Genomic DNA, 15,826 nt, shown 5'->3' with positions numbered 1-15,826 from the left:
TCGTGTGGTGCGTGCGTGGGGTGTGGTTCAGGCGGAAGGGCGGACCCGTACCGGCAAGGACTCCCACGCGCGGAGCGTGTTGTTGGCGTGGCGGCGGGGTGTGCCGGTGAGCTCGAACGACTCGACCCGTCGGGCCAGCGCGGTGAGCAGCGCCTCCGCCTCCAGGCGGGCCACGTGCTGCCCGACGCACTGGTGCAGGCCCATGCCGAAGCCGACATGGCCGGACGGGTCCCGGGTGAGGTCGAAGCGGTCGGGCTCGCTCCAGCGGACCGGGTCGCGGTTCGCGGCACCGAGGAACATCAGGATTTTCGAGCCCTCGGGCACGACGGATCCGGCGACGTTCACATCGGTCGTCGCCGTACGGAAGAACGTCTGCACCGGCGACTGCCAGCGCATCGCCTCCTCGAAGGCGACCCGCGCCAGCTCCGGCCGCTCTCGCAGCCGTTGCCACTTCTCCGGGTGTGTCGCGAACGCATAGAGACAGGCCGAAAGGGCGTGCACGGTGGTGTCGACACCGGCCGTGAGGAGGGAACGCACCACTAGTGGGGCCTGCTCGTACGTGAGGTCACCGCGGTCGGCCGCCGCCCAGATGTCGGCGCCGAACCCGTCCTCGGTCAGGGCTTCGCGTGCGCACTGGGCATTGACCCACGCCGAGAGGTCCCCGGCTCGGTCTGCGTCTGCGGCGACCAGGTCGTTGCGGGGGCCGAAGGCGTTGAAGGCCATGTTCCCGTACGGCAGCAGGTTCTCCCGGCCCTCGGGACCGATCCCCACCGCATCGGGGAACGCCCGCAACGGGAACGCCTCCGCCAGCGCCGTGAACGCATTGAACTCCGGTCCCTGAGCGAGGACTTCATCGACCAGCTCCTCCGCAACGGCGGACCACGCGGCTTGCAGCCGACGCAGCGCTGGTGGGGCGAGGATATTCCGCAGCACGTGGCGCGGGGCGTCGTGCCGGGGCGGGTCGGCCTCAAGGAGCAGGCTCGGCGGGCGCCAGGGCTCCTCGTGGCGGAAGTTGGCCAGGCCCACACCCGAGCCCGACTCGAAGTGCTGCCAGTCCACCAAGGCGGCGTGCACCTGCTCGTAGCGGGCGAGCGCGTGGACGTCGTAGTGGGACAGATACACGACGGGCCCCGCCTCGCGCAATGCCTGGTGGAGCGGTTCGGGGTTCAGCAGGTGCTCGTCGGAGAACGGGTCGACGTCGCTGACTGGCGGCGTCGCGGCACGTACCGGTGCCTCGGTCATGGCGGCTCCTTGGCAGGATGGTTGATCAGGTCTCACAGATCGAGGACGAGACGGTCCCCGCACGAGCGCGACACGCACACGAACATGCAGTCATTCGCGGCACGTTGATGATCCGTCAGGATCGAGTCGCGGTGATCGGGCTGCCCGTCGAGCACCGGCGTCAGGCAGGTGCCGCACGTCCCTTGCTCGCAGGAGGACAGCACGTCGACTCCGGCCACGCGCACGGCCTCCAGTACGGAGATACCGGGGGTGACGGTGACGGCGCGCCCGCTGCGCCGCAACTCCACCTCGAAAGCGCCGTCTCGCACCGGCGCGGCCTGGTCTCCGGCGGTGAAGCGTTCGGTGCGCAGGGCGTACGGAGCCCAGGACGCGCAGGCGTCCTCCACCGCGGCGAGCAGCGGCGCAGGGCCGCAGCAGTACACCTTGGTGTCCGCACGCGGGGTTCCCAGGCAGGCGTTCAGGTCGAGAAGTCCCAGCTCGTCCTGCGGAACGACGTGGACCCGCTCGCCGTACGCCGCGACCAGCTCGTCCCGGAACGCCATGGAGGCGCGGCTCCGGCCCCCGTACAGCAACTGCCAGTCCGCGCCCAGCAATTCGGCCTGGCGCACCATCGGCAGCAATGGCGTGATGCCGATGCCGCCCGCGATGAAGACGTACGACTCCGAGGGCGCCAGCGGGAAATGGTTGCGCGGCCCGCCGACCCCGACCCGGTCACCCGCCCGCAGTCGGTCGTGCACATACGCCGAGCCTCCCCGGCCGGCCGGTTCCCGCAGGACCGCGATGCGGTACGTGTGCGCGTCCCACCGGTCCCCGCACAGCGAGTACTGCCGGACCGTCCCGTCCGGCAGGACCAGGTCGATGTGCGAGCCCGGCGTCCAGTCAGGCAGCCGGCCCCCGTCCGGGCGCGCGAGCGTCACCGACACGACACCCTCGGCCAGTTGTTGCTTGTTGGTGACGGTCAAAGTCACCGCGTTCGCCGCTTTCTCAGGCCCCGGGCGTCCCTCTCCGGTGCCGGGATCGGCATCCGCAACCACGTTGGTTCCGACCACGTTGTCGCCTTCCGTCGTTGGGTTCCAGGAAGGATGCGTGGTGGGGGAGGCGGGCGGCGACGCGATTCTCACTCAATGAGAGACGAACTCGTGACGCGTCAGACGGCCGCCCGCTCCAGAGCACGGGAGATGCCGCGTGCCGCCGTCCGCACTACCGGCACGACCGACGCGCCGCCGTCCTCGTTGGGCACGATCACCGACAGCGTGGCCAGGACGCTGCCGCGACCGTCCCGTACCGGAGCCGCGATGCCCAGAGCGTCCGGGTGGACGAATCCGGGACAACACGCGAACCCGTGCTGCCGAACGTCGGCGAGTACGGCCCGCAGCCGTGGGGCGGTGGAGGGAGTGTTCGCGGTGTAGCGATGCAGCGGCTGCGCGAGCACCCGCTCCCTCAGATCCGCAGGCCCGTGCGCGAGCAGAACGAGACCGCTGGACGAGGCGTGCAGCGGGAGGCGGCCCGCGATACGGGTGTAGTTGATAACCGCGCCGGGCGCGCTCAGCCGCTCCAGGAACAGCACCTCATCACCGTCGAGCACTCCCAGTTGCACATGGTGGCCCACCACCTCGTGCACGCCCTCCATGAACGGCATAGCGGCGTCCCGCAGGGACAGGGCGGGCGAGGCCCGGGTCACCAGCTCCCACATGCGCAGGCCGATGCGGACCCGCCGGTCGGCGTCGCGGGAGAGAAACTCGTGCGACACCAACTCGGCGACAAGACGCGACGCCGTAGCCACGTGCAGCCCCGTGCGCCGGGAGATCGCCGAAACGGTCAGGGCCGGCTCGTCGGGCGTGAACGCCTCGAAGATCCGCACGGCCCGGGCCAGCACCGACTCGCCACTCTGCGTTCTCACCTGGCCATCATCGGTTCCCTGCCGACAGGGTCAAGATGCCTGACAGACTTCGCCCTCCCTCGAGGGGCTCTAACCGTGACTCATGGATCTCCCGTCGCTCTCTTGGAGGGACAGCACACTTGGTTCAAATTTTAAACAAACCTACACTTGCCGCATGACGACCCGCTGGCTCACCCCCGAGGAACAGCGCGCCTGGCGCGCCTACATCGCCGCGACCCACCTCCTGGAGGACGCGCTCGATCGACAGCTCCAGCAGGACGCCGGCATGCCACACCTCTACTACTCCATCCTCGCGACCCTCTCGGAGGTCGAAGGGCGCAGACTGCGCATGACCGATCTCGCCGAAGCGCTGAAGATCACGCGAAGCCGGCTGACATATGCGGCGGCGCGCCTCGAGAAGGACGGTCTCGTGCGACGCGAGGAGTGCCAGGGGGACAAGCGTGGGAGCGTCGCCGTGCTGACCGACGAGGGTATGGAGGTCCTCGAGCAGGTGGCGCCGGGCCATGTCGCGACGGTGCGGGCGAACCTCTTCGACCACCTCGATCCGCACCAGGTGGAACAGATGGAGGAGATCTTCGGGGCGATCACTGGGGCCCTCCAGGCAGACGGCCCTCGCGCAGTGCCGGGTGACGTGCCGTGGCGGCGGCGATCGTCATCCTCGTGTTCATGAGCCACGTCACAAGCTCGCCTCTGTTGCTTCAAATTTAAAGCAAAGGTAGTGTCCGGCATCGTGAGGAACTGCTTCAAATTTGAAGCAAACGTCCATGGAGTCCGAACTCGGAGATCCCGCATGCCCGACTTCCCTGCTGCCACCCCACGCTCGCGTGTCCGAGTGCCGCTGAGTTTCCACGACGGCTACAGCGTCGACACTGAGCTGGTCACGTTCCATGGCTTGGCCGATGGCCAGGAGCATGTGGCTGTCGTTCTGGGGGACCCCGGCCCGGTCCCGCTGGTGCGCCTGCACTCCGAGTGCCTGACCGGCGACGTCTTCGGCTCCGCCCGATGCGACTGCGGACCGCAACTGCGTGAGGCGGTCGAGCGCATCGCCGAACGCGGCGGCATCCTGCTCTATCTGCGCCAGGAGGGCCGCGGCATCGGGCTCTACAACAAGCTCGACGCGTACGCCCTCCAGGACCAGGGCCTCGACACATACGCCGCCAACGCGGCCCTCGGTCTGCCGGAGGACGCCCGCGACTACACGGCGGCAGCTCAGATGCTCCGGGCCTTGGGCGTCGATATGCTCGATCTCCTCTCCAACAACCCAGATAAAGCTCAGCAGTTGCGCAGCCTGGGCATCGCCGTCCATGACCGCGTCCCGACGGGCGTATTCGCTACCCCGGACAACGTCCGCTACCTCCGAGCCAAGGTTCTCCACACGCAACACACCTTGCCCTTGGGGGAGTTGGACGAAGCGAATGTGAGCTGAGGGCAGCTTTTCACCGTTCTACGGGGTGGTGGGCCCCGATGGTCCGGGCTGGATCGTGTCGGAATCGGTGGGCCGGACCGCCGTCGTCCAGTGCGAGGAACGAGAGGTTGCCTAGAGCGTGAGGGCCAAGTCGAGGCGGTCATCCTGCGCGTCGACGCCGCCACCCACCAGGGTTCGGTGTACGTCGACGACTTCCTGGTCACCGAACACGTCAGCGACTACACCCCGTTCGAGGCTGACATCACCGGACCCGTGGGCACAGGGCGAGAGGTCCGCCTCACCATCGGCGTCAACAACCAACTCACCAACATCATCATCCTGCCCGGCTCCATCACCGTCACCCAGGACGGGCGCCACAATCAGACGTACCTACACGACTTCTACAACTACGCGGGTCTGGCCCGCTCGGTATGGCTGTACAGCCTGCCCTCCGTCTATATCGAGGACACCACCGCGGTGCACCCGGCTCGATGGCACCGCTGGCACGGTCGAGTGCGAGGTGGAGACGAGCGCGACCGCGGCGGTCCGCGTCCGTTTCCTGGACGCCACCGGCGCCGAGGTCGCCGTGAGCGGCAGCGTAGGACTGGAGGACGCGACGCCGGGGCGGCCGGGGGTCGCGCCCTACGGGCTGGTCGCCGAGATCGTCGATGGCGACGGGACGGTCCAGGACGCGTACGCCCTTGGCGGCCGCAAGCCGTCGGGTGAGGGAAGTTGATTGATTCGGCTCGCACCGCCTCGATGGAGACGGTGCGCGGCGAGGTGTCCTCTCAGTGGCGCAGCCAGGAAGACGGCAGGATCGACCTGTCGGTGACCGTGTCGTACAACACGGAGGCGGAGGCCTGGGTGCCCCATCCAGGGTAAGCCGGTCAGCGTGTCCGCCGGGGTCATGCACTTACGGGACGACCGCTTTGGCGGTGCGGCGTACCGCGTTACGGCGGGTTCGTACCGATTCAACGCCTCCGCCGGTTAAGGCACATCTTCCCTTCAGGGGAATGCGCGGCAGCAGCGGATCCAGCTGGTGCAGTCGCCGTCCGGCGCGGTCGCCGGGTCGGGCCGCGGCTGGCATGGGCGCCGCGGTGCCTTCACGCGAGGAGGTATCCGAGGTTAGCGGTGACGCAGCCGGCCGTGACATCGAGTGAGAGGGTGACTTGATGCGTCAACTAAAACCCTCATTTTTGACTTGACGCTTCAAGTGATGAGGAGTTCTACTGTTACTTGAAACGTCAAGTCACTACGGAGGTTCGATCCCATGAATGCCGCTCTCTGGATCGCCGCGAGCCTGCTGGCCGTCGCGTTCTTCCTGGCCGGGTTGATGAAGATTGCCCAGGTGAAGGAAAAGCTGGCCGCGTCGGGCATGGCCTGGGTCGGGGACTTCTCGACCAGTAGCGTGAAGGTCATCGGAATTCTGGAGGTGCTTGGTGCGCTCGGGCTGATCCTGCCCGGGGCTCTGGATGTCGCGCGGGTTGTGACGCCGCTGGCGGCCACCGGGCTGGCGTTCACGATGCTCGGTGCAGCGATCGTCCATGCCCGCCGCAAGGAGAACCAGATGATCGGGGCGAACGTCGTCCTGTTGGTCATAGCGGCCATCGTGGCCTGGGGCAGGTTTGGCCCCTACGCCTTCTGATCCCGTCCAGGTCCTCCTCGGTCCACGTCGCGAACCCTTTGGAGATCGTCATGCGTGCATTCGAACGTTCCCGACCCTTGGAGGCTAGGGACGTGAAGCGGGGGCAGGTCGATCGACCTGGTAGTCGACGCCGCCGGCTGTGCTGGCCGCCGACAGACCCGGCCGGCAGCACCGCAACGCCTCCTGCCCGCCAGGGAGTCGCGGTCTGAGTTGAAGCGTCAAGTTATCGTGGGGGTATGAACACTGACGAGCCCCGCTGGCTGGATGACGAGGAGCAGCAGACCTGGCTTGCCATGGTCAGCATGCTGGTCCGGTTCCCCGCCGCTCTCGACGCCCAGTTGCAGCGCGATGCCAACATCTCCCACTTTGAGTACCAGGTCCTCGCCGGGCTCTCCATGGCTCCCGAGTGCACCCTTCGTATGAGCGACTTGGCCGACTTCGCCGAAGCGTCTCTGTCTCGCCTCTCCCATACCGCCAAACGCCTGGAGGGCAAAGGGTGGATCACCCGCACGCCCGACCCCACGGACGGTCGGTTCACCCTCGCGACCTTGACCGACGCAGGGCTGGACAAAGTCACGGCTACTGCTCCTGGTCACGTTGCAGAGGTGCGCCGCCTGCTCATCGACTCCCTGACAAAGGCGCAGTCCAAGCAGTTGCGGGAGATTAGCCGTCGCGTCAATGACGCCATGGGGCCCCGCCCTGACTACCCCTCGGTGCGCACCGCCTGACCACAGCGGCTCCGGTGTGGCGCACCAACTCCAACGAAAACCACCCCAGCGGGCTGAGCCGCCCGCAGCCGCACTGGAGGCCATCGTGCCCGACCTGTTGAACCCCGAGACGCCCGCCGGCGCCTACGACGCTTTCCTTCCCGACGCCCTCGACCGGGCCGCCTCGCACCGGTCGTGGGGTCCCACCGGCGGGCCCCTGCCGGCGATCTACCTCAGCCATGGCGCCCCGCCGCTCTTCGATGACGCCGACTGGATTCGGCGGCTGTTCGACTGGGCCCAAGCAATGCCCAAGCCCAAGGCCATCATGATCGTCTCCGCGCACTGGGAGGACGCCCCACTCAGTTTGTCCGCGCCCGCGGCCGGCACGCCCCTGGTCTATGACTTCGGCGGCTTCCACCCGCGCTACTACCAAATGCGGTACGACACCCCCGACGCGTCCGGCCTGGCAGCCCGTCTTGCCGCGATGATGCCCGACAGTGAACCCATCCATCACCACCCCTCTCGCGGCCTGGACCACGGCGCCTGGGTCCCGCTGATGGCCATGTACCCGCTCGCAGACATCCCGGTCCTGCAGATGTCCATGCCCACCCATGACCCTCAGCGGCTCCTTGCACTCGGTCGTCGTCTGGCGCCTCTGCGTGATGAAGGCATTCTCGTAGTCGGTTCCGGCTTCATGGTCCACGGCCTACCGCACATGACACGCGACATGATGTTCCACGGTGCCGTGCCCAACTGGTCCTCCGACTTCGACGCATGGGCCACCGACGCCCTGGCGCGAGGTGACATCGACGAACTCACCTCCTACGCCAACCGCGCACCGGGGATGCCCTACGCCCACCCCACCCCGGAACACTTCCTCCCCATCTTCGTCACCCTTGGCACCGCGGAAAACCCCGAGCAGCCTGCCCGGACCGTCATCGACGGTTACATGGCTGGTCTTGCCAAACGCTCCTTCGAGCTTCTCTGAATCCACCAAGTGCAGTGCCAGGCGTGCCGTCACGAAGGCTCATTGCCCAACGGTGCTGAGACGAAATAGCGGCCCGAGGGCGACGCGCATGAACGCATCTCCCCCGGCGGCACGCCCCACTTGCGGATGACGGGCCCTGCGGAACCGGTGGGGAGGCGTGGTCGGCGTCCTCCTGGATCAGGCAGCGCATGCCCGCGTTGCGCCCGCACGTCGAGGTCCACACGGTGGAACTGAGCGCAGATACGGAATGGCCGGGCGCGACCCCGCTCGCCGTGAAGAAGGTGTCCCGCTCGGTCACTCGCAGTGGCCCTGCACGGCCAAGTCGCCATCGGCCGACTGGCGCAGCGATTCCGGTGCCGGGTCGAGCATCCACAGGAGCGGCGCACACGCCGCCTGCGTGAACCAGATCAGCTCGCCGTGTTCCTGGAGGTAGCGGACGGTGTCGCCTTACTGATGGTTTCAGAATGAATTTCGGTGTGGGGCTTGGTGGTTGGGTGTTGTGTCGGCAGGATTTGGTAGGTCTGCTGACCTTGTGCCTGATGATCTGTGGGAACGTGTCGCGCCGCTGTTGCCGGCCCGTGCGCCTCGGCGACATCGGTATCCCGGGCGGTTGCCGGTGGAAGACCGGGCTGCGTTGCGGGGCATCGTTTACGTGCTGTGCAAGGGTGTGAGCTGGCGGGACGTTCCCGCGGAGCAGGTCGGCTGCAGCGGGGTGACGGCCTGGCGGCGTCTGCGGGACTGGACGGAAGCGGGTGTCTGGCCCCGGCTGCACGAGGTGCTGCTGGCCGAGTTACGGGCTGCCGGGTTGCTGGATATGGACGACGCGGCGATCGACGGATCGCACGTGCGTGCCCTCAAAGGGGGGCTCACACCGGACCTTCGCCGGTCGACCGGGCCCGGCCCGGAAGCAAGCACCACCTGATCGTCGACCGGCATGGCACCCCGCTCGCCGTCTCTTTGACCAGCGGAAACCGTCACGATGTCACCCAGCTCATGCCGCTACTGGACGCCGTACCCCGCATTCGCGGCCTGCGTGGCCGGCCCCGTCACCGGCCCCGGCGGCTCTTCGCCGACCGCGGCTACGACTACGACAAGTACCGGCGTCTCGTCCGGGCCCGTGGGATCACACCCAAGATCGCCCGCCGCGGAGTCCCGCACGGTTCCGGTCTGGGCAAGACCCGCTGGGTCGTCGAGCGCACCTTCGCCTGGCTCCACCAGTTCAAACGACTCCGCATCCGCTACGAGATACGTGCCGACCTCCACCTCGGCCTGCTTCAACTCGCCTGCACCATCATCTATTTGAGACGACTCCGAACCTCATTCTGAAACTATCAGTTAGGGCGTGCAGATCTTTAACCTGTCTTCTTGATCTTGATTTGGGCAGGGCCGGAAGCGAGAAACGTTGCGAGGTCGGTTGGTGTGCGGAAGCGGGCGGTGGAGGCGTCGATGTGGTGGCCGTGTGCTTCCAGGAGTGGGCGGACTTCTTGGCTTGCACGGCTGATGGTCACGGCGGAGACGCCGAAGAGTTGGCCGAGGAGGTTCATGGTGGCGAGTTTGCGTAGGTGGAGCACAGTGGCCAGGATCCGGTCGGCTGGGGTGAGTTTGGCTTTGGCGCCTGTACCGGGAGCTACCAGGCGCGCGTGACCGCGAATTGTATGGAGTGTCTGCTCGCGCTGTAGTGCCAGCTCGGGAGTCAGTGCGCCGATCAATTCACTGAGCTGTTGGCGGGTCATGCCGGTGAGTTCGGGGTCCTGCAGTGAACGCATCGACAGTGGATGCGGGTTGTTCGCCGGTGGCTGGCGCGTCGTTGCGTTGATCAGCGTCGTGCCGAGCGGCGGGTGGGGGTGGAGGGTGTAGTTCCAGTCGCCGTGGAAGCGGTGCCGGGTGATCGGCAGGGCGGCGATCTCTTCGTCGCTGACCTGGATGCCTGTGGGGTACTGGTCGGTGTCGAGTTCGGCGTGCACCGTCAGGCCGGTTTTGGTGGTGGTCGCGGCGATGCTCTGGACGATGACTTCGTGGCTGGTCAGAGGCCTGCCGCGCCAGTTCATGGTGATGTGGGAGAACAGGCGGTGCTCGATCCGGTTCCACTTTGAAGTTCCGGGAGGCAGGTGGCAGACGGTGATCGCCAGTCCGGTCTCGGATGCGAACTGGGCGAGCTGGGTCTTCCAGGTGCGTGTGCGGTAGCCGTTGGAGCCGCCCGCGTCGGCGGTGATCAGCAGGCGGCAGGCCGTCGGATAGGCGGCCCGGCCGGCTCCGTTCCACCAGCGGCGGATGGACTCGACGGCGAACGCGGCGGTGTCGTGGTCGGTGCCCACATTGACCCAGCCGGTGTTCGCGGTGACGTCGTAGATGCCATAGGGCACTGCCTTACCCAGCTCGCGGTCGGGGAAGTCGTGGGTGTCGACCCGCACCGGTTCACCCTTCGGTTCCCACTCGCGGCCGTTGTTCTTGAAGGGGCCGACCAGTTCCTTCTTCTTCGTGTCCACACTGATCACCGGAGCCCCGTCGTTCTGGTGGTCCCGAGCCCGTTCGTTGAGGTAATGGAACTGCGCGTCTCGGTCAGGGTGCTGCTTGCCCTCCAGGGTCTTGGCGTTGCTTTGCAGGCTGAAGCCCTCCTCGCGCAGGATGTCGCCCACCGAATCCGCGGAGATTTTGTGGCCCTGCCGGGTCAGCTGCTCGGCGAGCTTGCGGGTGGATTTGGTGGTCCAGCGCAGCGGCGACATGGGGTCCCCGCGGACATCCGGATCAACCAGGGCGAGCAACGCAGCCCGCAGTGCAGGGTCCAGGTCGACGACGCGTTTGCGTCCACCGCCGGGCCGGCGGACCCGCCCCAACGGCGCCTCTCCGGAGTCGAGTTCCCGCACACCGAGCGACACAGTGGCCTCACGGACACCGACGGCACGAGCGACTGCCCTGATCCCGCCGTGGCCGAGCGACCGGGCCTCCGCCCCTATCAACAGACGACGCTGCCGCTCATCCAAATGCGGCAGAATCGCCCCTAACTTGGCTGACAGCATGGCCCGTTGCTCTTCCAACCCACCCATACCAGACCAACGACATACCGAGCGGAAAGCCACGGGTTAAAGATCTGCACGCCCTTAGAACTCCTCGCCGTCGTCGGGCAGTTGAAGACCCTCGGACTGCTTACCCACACCGCACACACGATGCTCTCGACGAGGACGGCGTCGACGAACCCCTCGAGGGGCTCCACGACTCGACGCAGCCGTCCTGCGCCACGTGCAACTGCCGGGACCTGCATCGGACAGCATCGCCGTGGCCCTGGGCCGCCGGACCGTACCCCACGGTGGCTTCTGCGTAGCCCAGGTTGCGCAGGCACTGAACACCACCGCAGAGCACGCCATCTGTCCGCTGTCCCGGCACCCGGTCGACCGGAGTTCGCCTCGGTTCCGCGGCACCCAGAACACCGTCACCCGCATCGGACAACGGTGCATCTGGTTCGAGCGGGACCACCTGTCGCTCCGGACCGTCGGACTGTGAAGGCACAAGCCTCGTCACTGTGCGTCTGTTCCTAGTACTACAGCCGGTGGTCTTACGGTGAGTGAGCGCGGGCGGTTCGGGTGCGGTAGTGGCTGGTTCGGGCTCGGGTCTGGTGGCGGGTGCGCCAGCGGTGCCAGTGCATGGCCAGCCAGGTCCGGGCGGTGCGGGCGGGAGCGAGGACGATCCGGTCGTACAGGCGGCGGATCTCGTTCACGGTCGGGGGTCGGGAGTCATCGGTGGGGCGGGTGTGAGCCGGCTCCGGACGGTGACGAGGAAGGCCATGGCGAGCATGCACACGGTGGTGTGCCGGTACCACGAGCACCATTTGCGTACCTCGTGCTCGTCCAGCCCCACCTGTCCCTTGGCGACCTGGAACGACTCCTCCACCATCCAGCGCTGTCCGGCGGCGACGACCATCTCGGCCAGGGTTGTGTCCAGGTGGGTGTGGCACAGGAAGTAGGCGATCTCCCGGACGAGTTCGCCGGTCTTCTTGTCCTTCTTGTTGGGCACGATCGAGCGGCGGATCAGCAGATGCCGCTCGAAGTCCCCTTCAGTGGTGGCGAGTTGGACGGTGGCCCAGTCGTACTCGCGCGGGCCCTTGGCGCCGTCCGCGCAGGGCCGGCGCTCGAAGGCGTCCTCGGGTACCAGCGCCCACAGCTCGCGGGCCTGCCGGGTGCGCCCGTCGGGCAGCGGCAGCACCTCATCTTTCGGGACGGCGAGCACGTAGCGGACGTGGTGTTCCTCCAGCCAGGCGCGCAGCGCCCGGCACTGCCCGTATGCCTCGTCGGCCAGGAAGTAGGTGAACGGCACCGAGGCCGCCAGCGCGCGCTCCAGCATCCGCCGGGCCAGCTCCGGTTTGGTGACCACCGCGCTCGCGCGTTCGGGCGGGATGCCCTGCTCGGCGCAGCGGCGTTCGTGCTCCACGGTGGTGCCGGCCCAGTTCCTGCCGAGGTAGAGCTCGGCGTCGATCAGAGTGCGACCCCGGCGGGATCCGTACGACAGGTGCACGCTGACCTGGGCATTCTCGACCCTGCCCGCAGTTCCGGTGTACTGCCGCTGGACACCGGCGGTCTTGGTGCCCTTCTTGATGTCGCCGGTCTCGTCCGCGATCAGCACCGCGTCGTCGTCGGCCAGGGCGTCGACCGCGACGGCGCGGACCCGGTCGCGCAGTTCGTCCGCATCCCACGCGGCCTTGGCCAAAAAGCCCTGCAGCCGGTCCGGGTTGGGGTGGCCGGCCGCCTCCGCGAGCTGCCACAGGTTCTTGCGCGGCACCTCGCTCAGCAGCCCACGCACCATCGCCCGCAGGTTCTCCCGGGAGGCCGGACGCGCAAACACATCGTCTACCGAGGCACACAACGCCTCCAGCTCCCCCTCAAGCTCCCGCACTTGGCCCTCGGCCAGCTCGTCCGTCCGCACCACACCAAGCGACAGTTTCAACCCCACGAACGGAGCAACGAGCCAACCATCGTCACGTCACGTGAACCACCGGCTGTAGTACTAGTCAAGAAATGATGTCCCCGCTACGCCCCGCCGGGTCCTATCCAGGTTTTCCCAGAAGGAAGTTACCGTCCAGGCGAGTTCTTTCGTTAGACCCCGTCCTGGGCGTTGACGCACGCTTCGATGATCAAGGCCACCTGTTCCACAGCCGGTGAGTTGCCCACGGAACGGCGGCCCAGGACGAGGTCGGTGGTCTCCGTCTCGGCGAGCGGCACGTACGTGACGCCGTCGAGCCGAAGGCTCTGAACCGACTCCGGCACGAGGGCGACCCCGTGCCCGGCGGCCACGAGGACGACGAGGGTGGCTGTCTCACCGACCTCGACGAGGGACGCGGGCTGGAAGCCGGCCCGGCGGCACGCGGCAAGGACGCGGTCGTGCATGGCGGACCGCGCCTGGGCGGGATGGATGACGAAGGGTTCTCTCGCCAGAGAGCCGAGCGGGATCGGGTCGTCGGAGGCCAGTGGGTGGTGGGCCGGCAGCACAGCGACCAGGGGTTCGGTGCGCAGCAGCGTGGCGTTCACCCCTTCGGCGTGGGGGCCGGAGCGGAGTACTGCGAGGTCGTAGGTGCCGTCGAGCAGGCCGTCCATGAGTTGTGGGGTGAGCAGTTCGCCGCGCAGGTCCAAGGTGATGTGGGGCAGCCGGGCGCGCACGGTTCGGGCGACGCGCGGCAAGACGTCGTACGTAGCGGTGCCGATGAAGCCGATGGAGACGCGTCCGGCGTGACCGGTGGCGAGTTCGGCCATGTGGGCCTGTGCGCGTTCGGCTTCGGACAGGAGGGACCGGGCGTGGCCGGTGAGGTGCCGGCCCGCCTCGGTGAGTTCGACATGCCGGGTGGACCGGTGGAACAACGGGACGCCCAACTCCCGCTCCAGCTGCTTGATCTGCTGGGACAGGGCAGGCTGGGCGACGTGCAGGCGGGCTGCCGCGCGCCCGAAGTGGCACTCCTCCGCGAGCGTGAGGAAGTAGCGGACCTGGCGGAGCTCCATGGATCCATTCTATAAAGAGCACTTATCAATGAGGAAGAACTCAGTCTTGGACGTGATGAAGTTCGCGGGCCTACCGTTGTGACCGTGACCGACAGTTATGTGTACGCGACAGCAAGGACGCCGTTCGGACGATTCTCCGGTGCCCTTGCCGGCATCCGGCCTGACGACCTCGCGGCGCTCGCCGTGCGCGGGGTTCTGGATAAGGTGCCGGCGCTCGATCCGGGTGAGATCGACGACGTGGTGTGGGGGAACGCGAACGGCGCGGGTGAGGACAATCGCAACGTGGGCCGGATGGCTGTGCTCCTGGCCGGACTGCCCACGTCCGTGCCCGCCACGACCGTGAACCGGTTGTGCGGCTCTTCTCTCGACGCAGCGATCATCGCCTCCCGGGCCATCGAGACCGGCGACGCGGACATCGTGCTGACCGGCGGGGTGGAGTCGATGAGCCGGGCTCCGTGGGTGCTGCCCAAGCCCGACCGGGCCTTTCCCGCCAAGGACATGACCGCCGTCTCCACCACTCTGGGCTGGCGGTTGGTGAACTCGCGGATGCCGAAGGAGTGGACGGTCTCCCTGGGCGAGGCCAATGAGCAGCTCGCCGAGCGGTTCTCCGTCTCGCGGGAGCGGCAGGACGTGTTCGCCGTCCGGTCCCACACCTTGGCGGACGCGGCCTGGACGGACGGCTTCTACGACGATCTCGTCGTGCCGGTCGCGGTGGACGGCAAGGGGCATGCGCTGACGCGGGACGAGGGCATCAGGCCGGGGTCCGCGGTCGACAAGCTCGCCGCTCTCAAGCCGTCGTTCCGCCCCGACGGTGTGATCACGGCGGGCAATGCCTCGCCGCTGAGCGACGGCGCGTCGGCGGTACTCCTGGGTTCGGGGGCGGCCGCGGCTCGCATCGGGGTGGATCCGCTGGCCCGCGTGGCCGGCCGCGGGGTGTTCGCGCTGGATCCGCAGATGTTCGGCTTCGCTCCGGTGGAGGCGGCGAACCGGGCGCTCAGGAGCGCGGGTATCGACTGGCCGGACGTCTCCGCGGTCGAACTCAATGAGGCGTTCGCCGTGCAGGCGCTGGCCTGTGTGGACGCCTGGAAGATCGACCCGTCGATCGTCAACGCCCAGGGCGGCGCGATCGCGCTCGGCCACCCGCTGGGCGCCTCCGGCGGCCGGCTCCTCGGCACGTTGGCCCACCGGCTGAAGGAGTCAGGTGAGCGCTGGGGTCTCGCCGCGATCTGCATCGGAGTCGGCCAGGCGCTCGCCGTGGTGCTGGAGAACGTCACGGGGACGAGGCGATGACCGTGAAGCTGTGTGCTCATGCCGATGAGGCCGTTGCCGGCATCAAGGACGGTTCGACGGTGCTTGTCGGTGGGTTCGGGATGGCCGGGATGCCGGTGGAATTGATCGACGCGCTCATCCGCCAGGGCGCGACGGATCTGACCGTGGTGTCCAACAACGCCGGCAACGGCGACACCGGCCTGGCGGCGCTGCTGGCGAAGGGACGGGTCCGCAAGGTGGTCTGCTCTTTCCCCCGGCAGAGCGATTCCTATGTCTTCGACGGGCTGTACCGGGCCGGCAGGATCGAGCTGGAGGTCGTCCCGCAGGGCAGCCTCGCCGAGCGGATGCGGGCGGCCGGCGCCGGCATCGGAGCCTTCTTCTGCCCCACCGGAGCGGGCACACTGCTGGCCGAGGGCAAGGAGACCCGCGTCATCGACGGTCGCACCTACGTGCTGGAGTACCCGATCAGGGGCGACGTCGCGCTGATCGGCGCCCACCGGGCCGACCGCATGGGCAATCTCGTCTACCGCAAGACCGCTCGCAACTTCGGTCCGGTCATGGCCACGGCTGCGACCACGGTGATCGCGCAGGTGCGAGAAGTCGTCGACACTGGAGTGCTCGACCCGGAGTCCGTGGTGACGCCGAGCATCTACGTCGACCGCGTGGTGCAGGAGGCAACCGCATGAACC

17 protein-coding genes and 1 pseudogene are annotated in these 15,826 nt (G+C 67.7%); 11 read left to right on the top strand and 7 right to left on the bottom strand.

The window, feature by feature from the left end:
• Positions 1-27: 27 nt before the first annotated feature.
• The 3 genes from OG456_RS05905 to OG456_RS05895 form a co-directional block, all read right to left on the bottom strand.
• Positions 28-1,242, bottom strand: a complete 1,215-nt coding sequence (locus tag OG456_RS05905; RefSeq protein ID WP_266557883.1) for a cytochrome P450 — start codon at positions 1,240-1,242, stop codon at positions 28-30.
• A gap of 32 nt (positions 1,243-1,274) precedes the next feature.
• The gene (locus tag OG456_RS05900) at positions 1,275-2,210 is read right to left on the bottom strand and encodes a PDR/VanB family oxidoreductase (protein ID WP_266557881.1); all 936 of its coding nucleotides are present in this window, start codon (positions 2,208-2,210) and stop codon (positions 1,275-1,277) included.
• A 179-nt stretch (positions 2,211-2,389) separates the two neighbouring features.
• On the bottom strand, positions 2,390-3,142 hold the full coding sequence (locus OG456_RS05895; RefSeq protein WP_266557879.1) for an IclR family transcriptional regulator: 753 nt from the start codon (positions 3,140-3,142) through the stop codon (positions 2,390-2,392).
• A 154-nt stretch (positions 3,143-3,296) separates the two neighbouring features.
• Between OG456_RS05895 and OG456_RS05890 the strand changes: the two genes are divergently transcribed.
• The 9 genes and pseudogenes from OG456_RS05890 (at position 3,297) to OG456_RS05850 (ending at position 9,213) form a co-directional block, all read left to right on the top strand.
• Positions 3,297-3,812 carry a MarR family winged helix-turn-helix transcriptional regulator gene (locus OG456_RS05890; RefSeq protein ID WP_266557877.1) on the top strand — a complete coding sequence of 172 codons (516 nt, stop codon included), beginning with the start codon at positions 3,297-3,299 and terminating at the stop codon, positions 3,810-3,812.
• A 120-nt stretch (positions 3,813-3,932) separates the two neighbouring features.
• Positions 3,933-4,568: a GTP cyclohydrolase II gene (gene ribA / locus OG456_RS05885; protein WP_266557875.1), complete on the top strand. Its 636-nt coding sequence runs from the start codon at positions 3,933-3,935 to the stop codon at positions 4,566-4,568.
• A gap of 177 nt (positions 4,569-4,745) precedes the next feature.
• Positions 4,746-4,937: pseudogene (locus OG456_RS05880) on the top strand (beta-glucuronidase); the annotation flags it as partial.
• A gap of 130 nt (positions 4,938-5,067) precedes the next feature.
• The gene (locus OG456_RS05875; RefSeq protein ID WP_266569564.1) at positions 5,068-5,283 is read left to right on the top strand and encodes a hypothetical protein; all 216 of its coding nucleotides are present in this window, start codon (positions 5,068-5,070) and stop codon (positions 5,281-5,283) included.
• Positions 5,280-5,429 carry an alpha-L-rhamnosidase C-terminal domain-containing protein gene (locus tag OG456_RS05870; RefSeq protein ID WP_266557873.1) on the top strand — a complete coding sequence of 50 codons (150 nt, stop codon included), beginning with the start codon at positions 5,280-5,282 and terminating at the stop codon, positions 5,427-5,429. Before OG456_RS05875 ends, OG456_RS05870 begins: the two co-directional genes overlap by 4 nt.
• 388 nt (positions 5,430-5,817) lie before the next feature.
• The gene (locus tag OG456_RS05865) at positions 5,818-6,192 is read left to right on the top strand and encodes a DoxX family protein (protein WP_266557871.1); all 375 of its coding nucleotides are present in this window, start codon (positions 5,818-5,820) and stop codon (positions 6,190-6,192) included.
• 236 nt (positions 6,193-6,428) lie between these two features.
• Positions 6,429-6,920 (top strand): MarR family winged helix-turn-helix transcriptional regulator, encoded by a 492-nt coding sequence (locus OG456_RS05860; RefSeq protein WP_266557869.1) that lies wholly within the window; start codon positions 6,429-6,431, stop codon positions 6,918-6,920.
• Between the two features lie 85 nt (positions 6,921-7,005).
• On the top strand, positions 7,006-7,887 hold the full coding sequence (locus OG456_RS05855; protein WP_266557867.1) for a dioxygenase: 882 nt from the start codon (positions 7,006-7,008) through the stop codon (positions 7,885-7,887).
• Between the two features lie 499 nt (positions 7,888-8,386).
• Positions 8,387-9,213 (top strand): IS5 family transposase gene (locus tag OG456_RS05850; protein WP_266569081.1). Its coding sequence is split into 2 segments (ribosomal slippage): positions 8,387-8,744 and positions 8,744-9,213, totalling 828 coding nucleotides; the frame shifts between segments, so codons are not numbered across the junction.
• Between the two features lie 26 nt (positions 9,214-9,239).
• Here OG456_RS05850 and OG456_RS05845 read toward each other — a convergent pair.
• The 4 genes from OG456_RS05845 to OG456_RS05830 form a co-directional block, all read right to left on the bottom strand.
• Entirely contained in the window at positions 9,240-10,931 is a 1,692-nt protein-coding gene (locus OG456_RS05845; protein ID WP_266569078.1) for an ISAzo13 family transposase, read from the bottom strand.
• 506 nt (positions 10,932-11,437) lie between these two features.
• On the bottom strand, positions 11,438-11,599 hold the full coding sequence (locus OG456_RS05840; protein ID WP_164324575.1) for a hypothetical protein: 162 nt from the start codon (positions 11,597-11,599) through the stop codon (positions 11,438-11,440).
• On the bottom strand, positions 11,596-12,828 hold the full coding sequence (locus tag OG456_RS05835; RefSeq protein WP_266557865.1) for an IS701 family transposase: 1,233 nt from the start codon (positions 12,826-12,828) through the stop codon (positions 11,596-11,598). The genes OG456_RS05840 and OG456_RS05835 overlap by 4 nt, the downstream gene beginning before the upstream one ends.
• Before the next feature lie 143 nt (positions 12,829-12,971).
• Positions 12,972-13,868: a LysR substrate-binding domain-containing protein gene (locus OG456_RS05830; protein ID WP_266557863.1), complete on the bottom strand. Its 897-nt coding sequence runs from the start codon at positions 13,866-13,868 to the stop codon at positions 12,972-12,974.
• Positions 13,869-13,952: 84 nt separating this feature from the next.
• Between OG456_RS05830 and OG456_RS05825 the strand changes: the two genes are divergently transcribed.
• A complete protein-coding gene (locus OG456_RS05825; RefSeq protein ID WP_266557861.1) occupies positions 13,953-15,158 on the top strand; it encodes a thiolase family protein in 1,206 nt (401 codons plus the stop codon).
• Positions 15,155-15,823 (top strand): 3-oxoacid CoA-transferase subunit A, encoded by a 669-nt coding sequence (locus OG456_RS05820; RefSeq protein WP_266557859.1) that lies wholly within the window; start codon positions 15,155-15,157, stop codon positions 15,821-15,823. The genes OG456_RS05825 and OG456_RS05820 overlap by 4 nt, the downstream gene beginning before the upstream one ends.
• The last annotated feature ends 3 nt before the right edge of the window (positions 15,824-15,826 follow it).

The sequence above is a fragment of the Streptomyces sp. NBC_01446 genome (genome assembly GCF_026340095.1).
GTDB classification, from domain to species: Bacteria; Actinomycetota; Actinomycetes; order Streptomycetales; family Streptomycetaceae; genus Streptomyces; species Streptomyces aureus.
Note: the sequence above shows the minus strand (reverse complement) of the source record. Positions and strands in the feature narration are given on the sequence as shown.

Bases quoted from the DNA above. Each gene is read 5' to 3' on its own strand.
- OG456_RS05865 (WP_266557871.1), top strand. From the start codon at position 5,818: ATGAATGCCGCTCTCTGGATCGCCGCGAGCCTGCTGGCCGTCGCGTTC.
- OG456_RS05905 (WP_266557883.1), bottom strand. From the start codon at position 1,242: ATGACCGAGGCACCGGTACGTGCCGCGACGCCGCCAGTCAGCGACGTC.
- OG456_RS05845 (WP_266569078.1), bottom strand. From the start codon at position 10,931: ATGGGTGGGTTGGAAGAGCAACGGGCCATGCTGTCAGCCAAGTTAGGG.
- OG456_RS05890 (WP_266557877.1), top strand. From the start codon at position 3,297: ATGACGACCCGCTGGCTCACCCCCGAGGAACAGCGCGCCTGGCGCGCC.
- OG456_RS05830 (WP_266557863.1), bottom strand. From the start codon at position 13,868: ATGGAGCTCCGCCAGGTCCGCTACTTCCTCACGCTCGCGGAGGAGTGC.
- ribA (WP_266557875.1), top strand. From the start codon at position 3,933: ATGCCCGACTTCCCTGCTGCCACCCCACGCTCGCGTGTCCGAGTGCCG.
- OG456_RS05860 (WP_266557869.1), top strand. From the start codon at position 6,429: ATGAACACTGACGAGCCCCGCTGGCTGGATGACGAGGAGCAGCAGACC.
- OG456_RS05820 (WP_266557859.1), top strand. From the start codon at position 15,155: ATGACCGTGAAGCTGTGTGCTCATGCCGATGAGGCCGTTGCCGGCATC.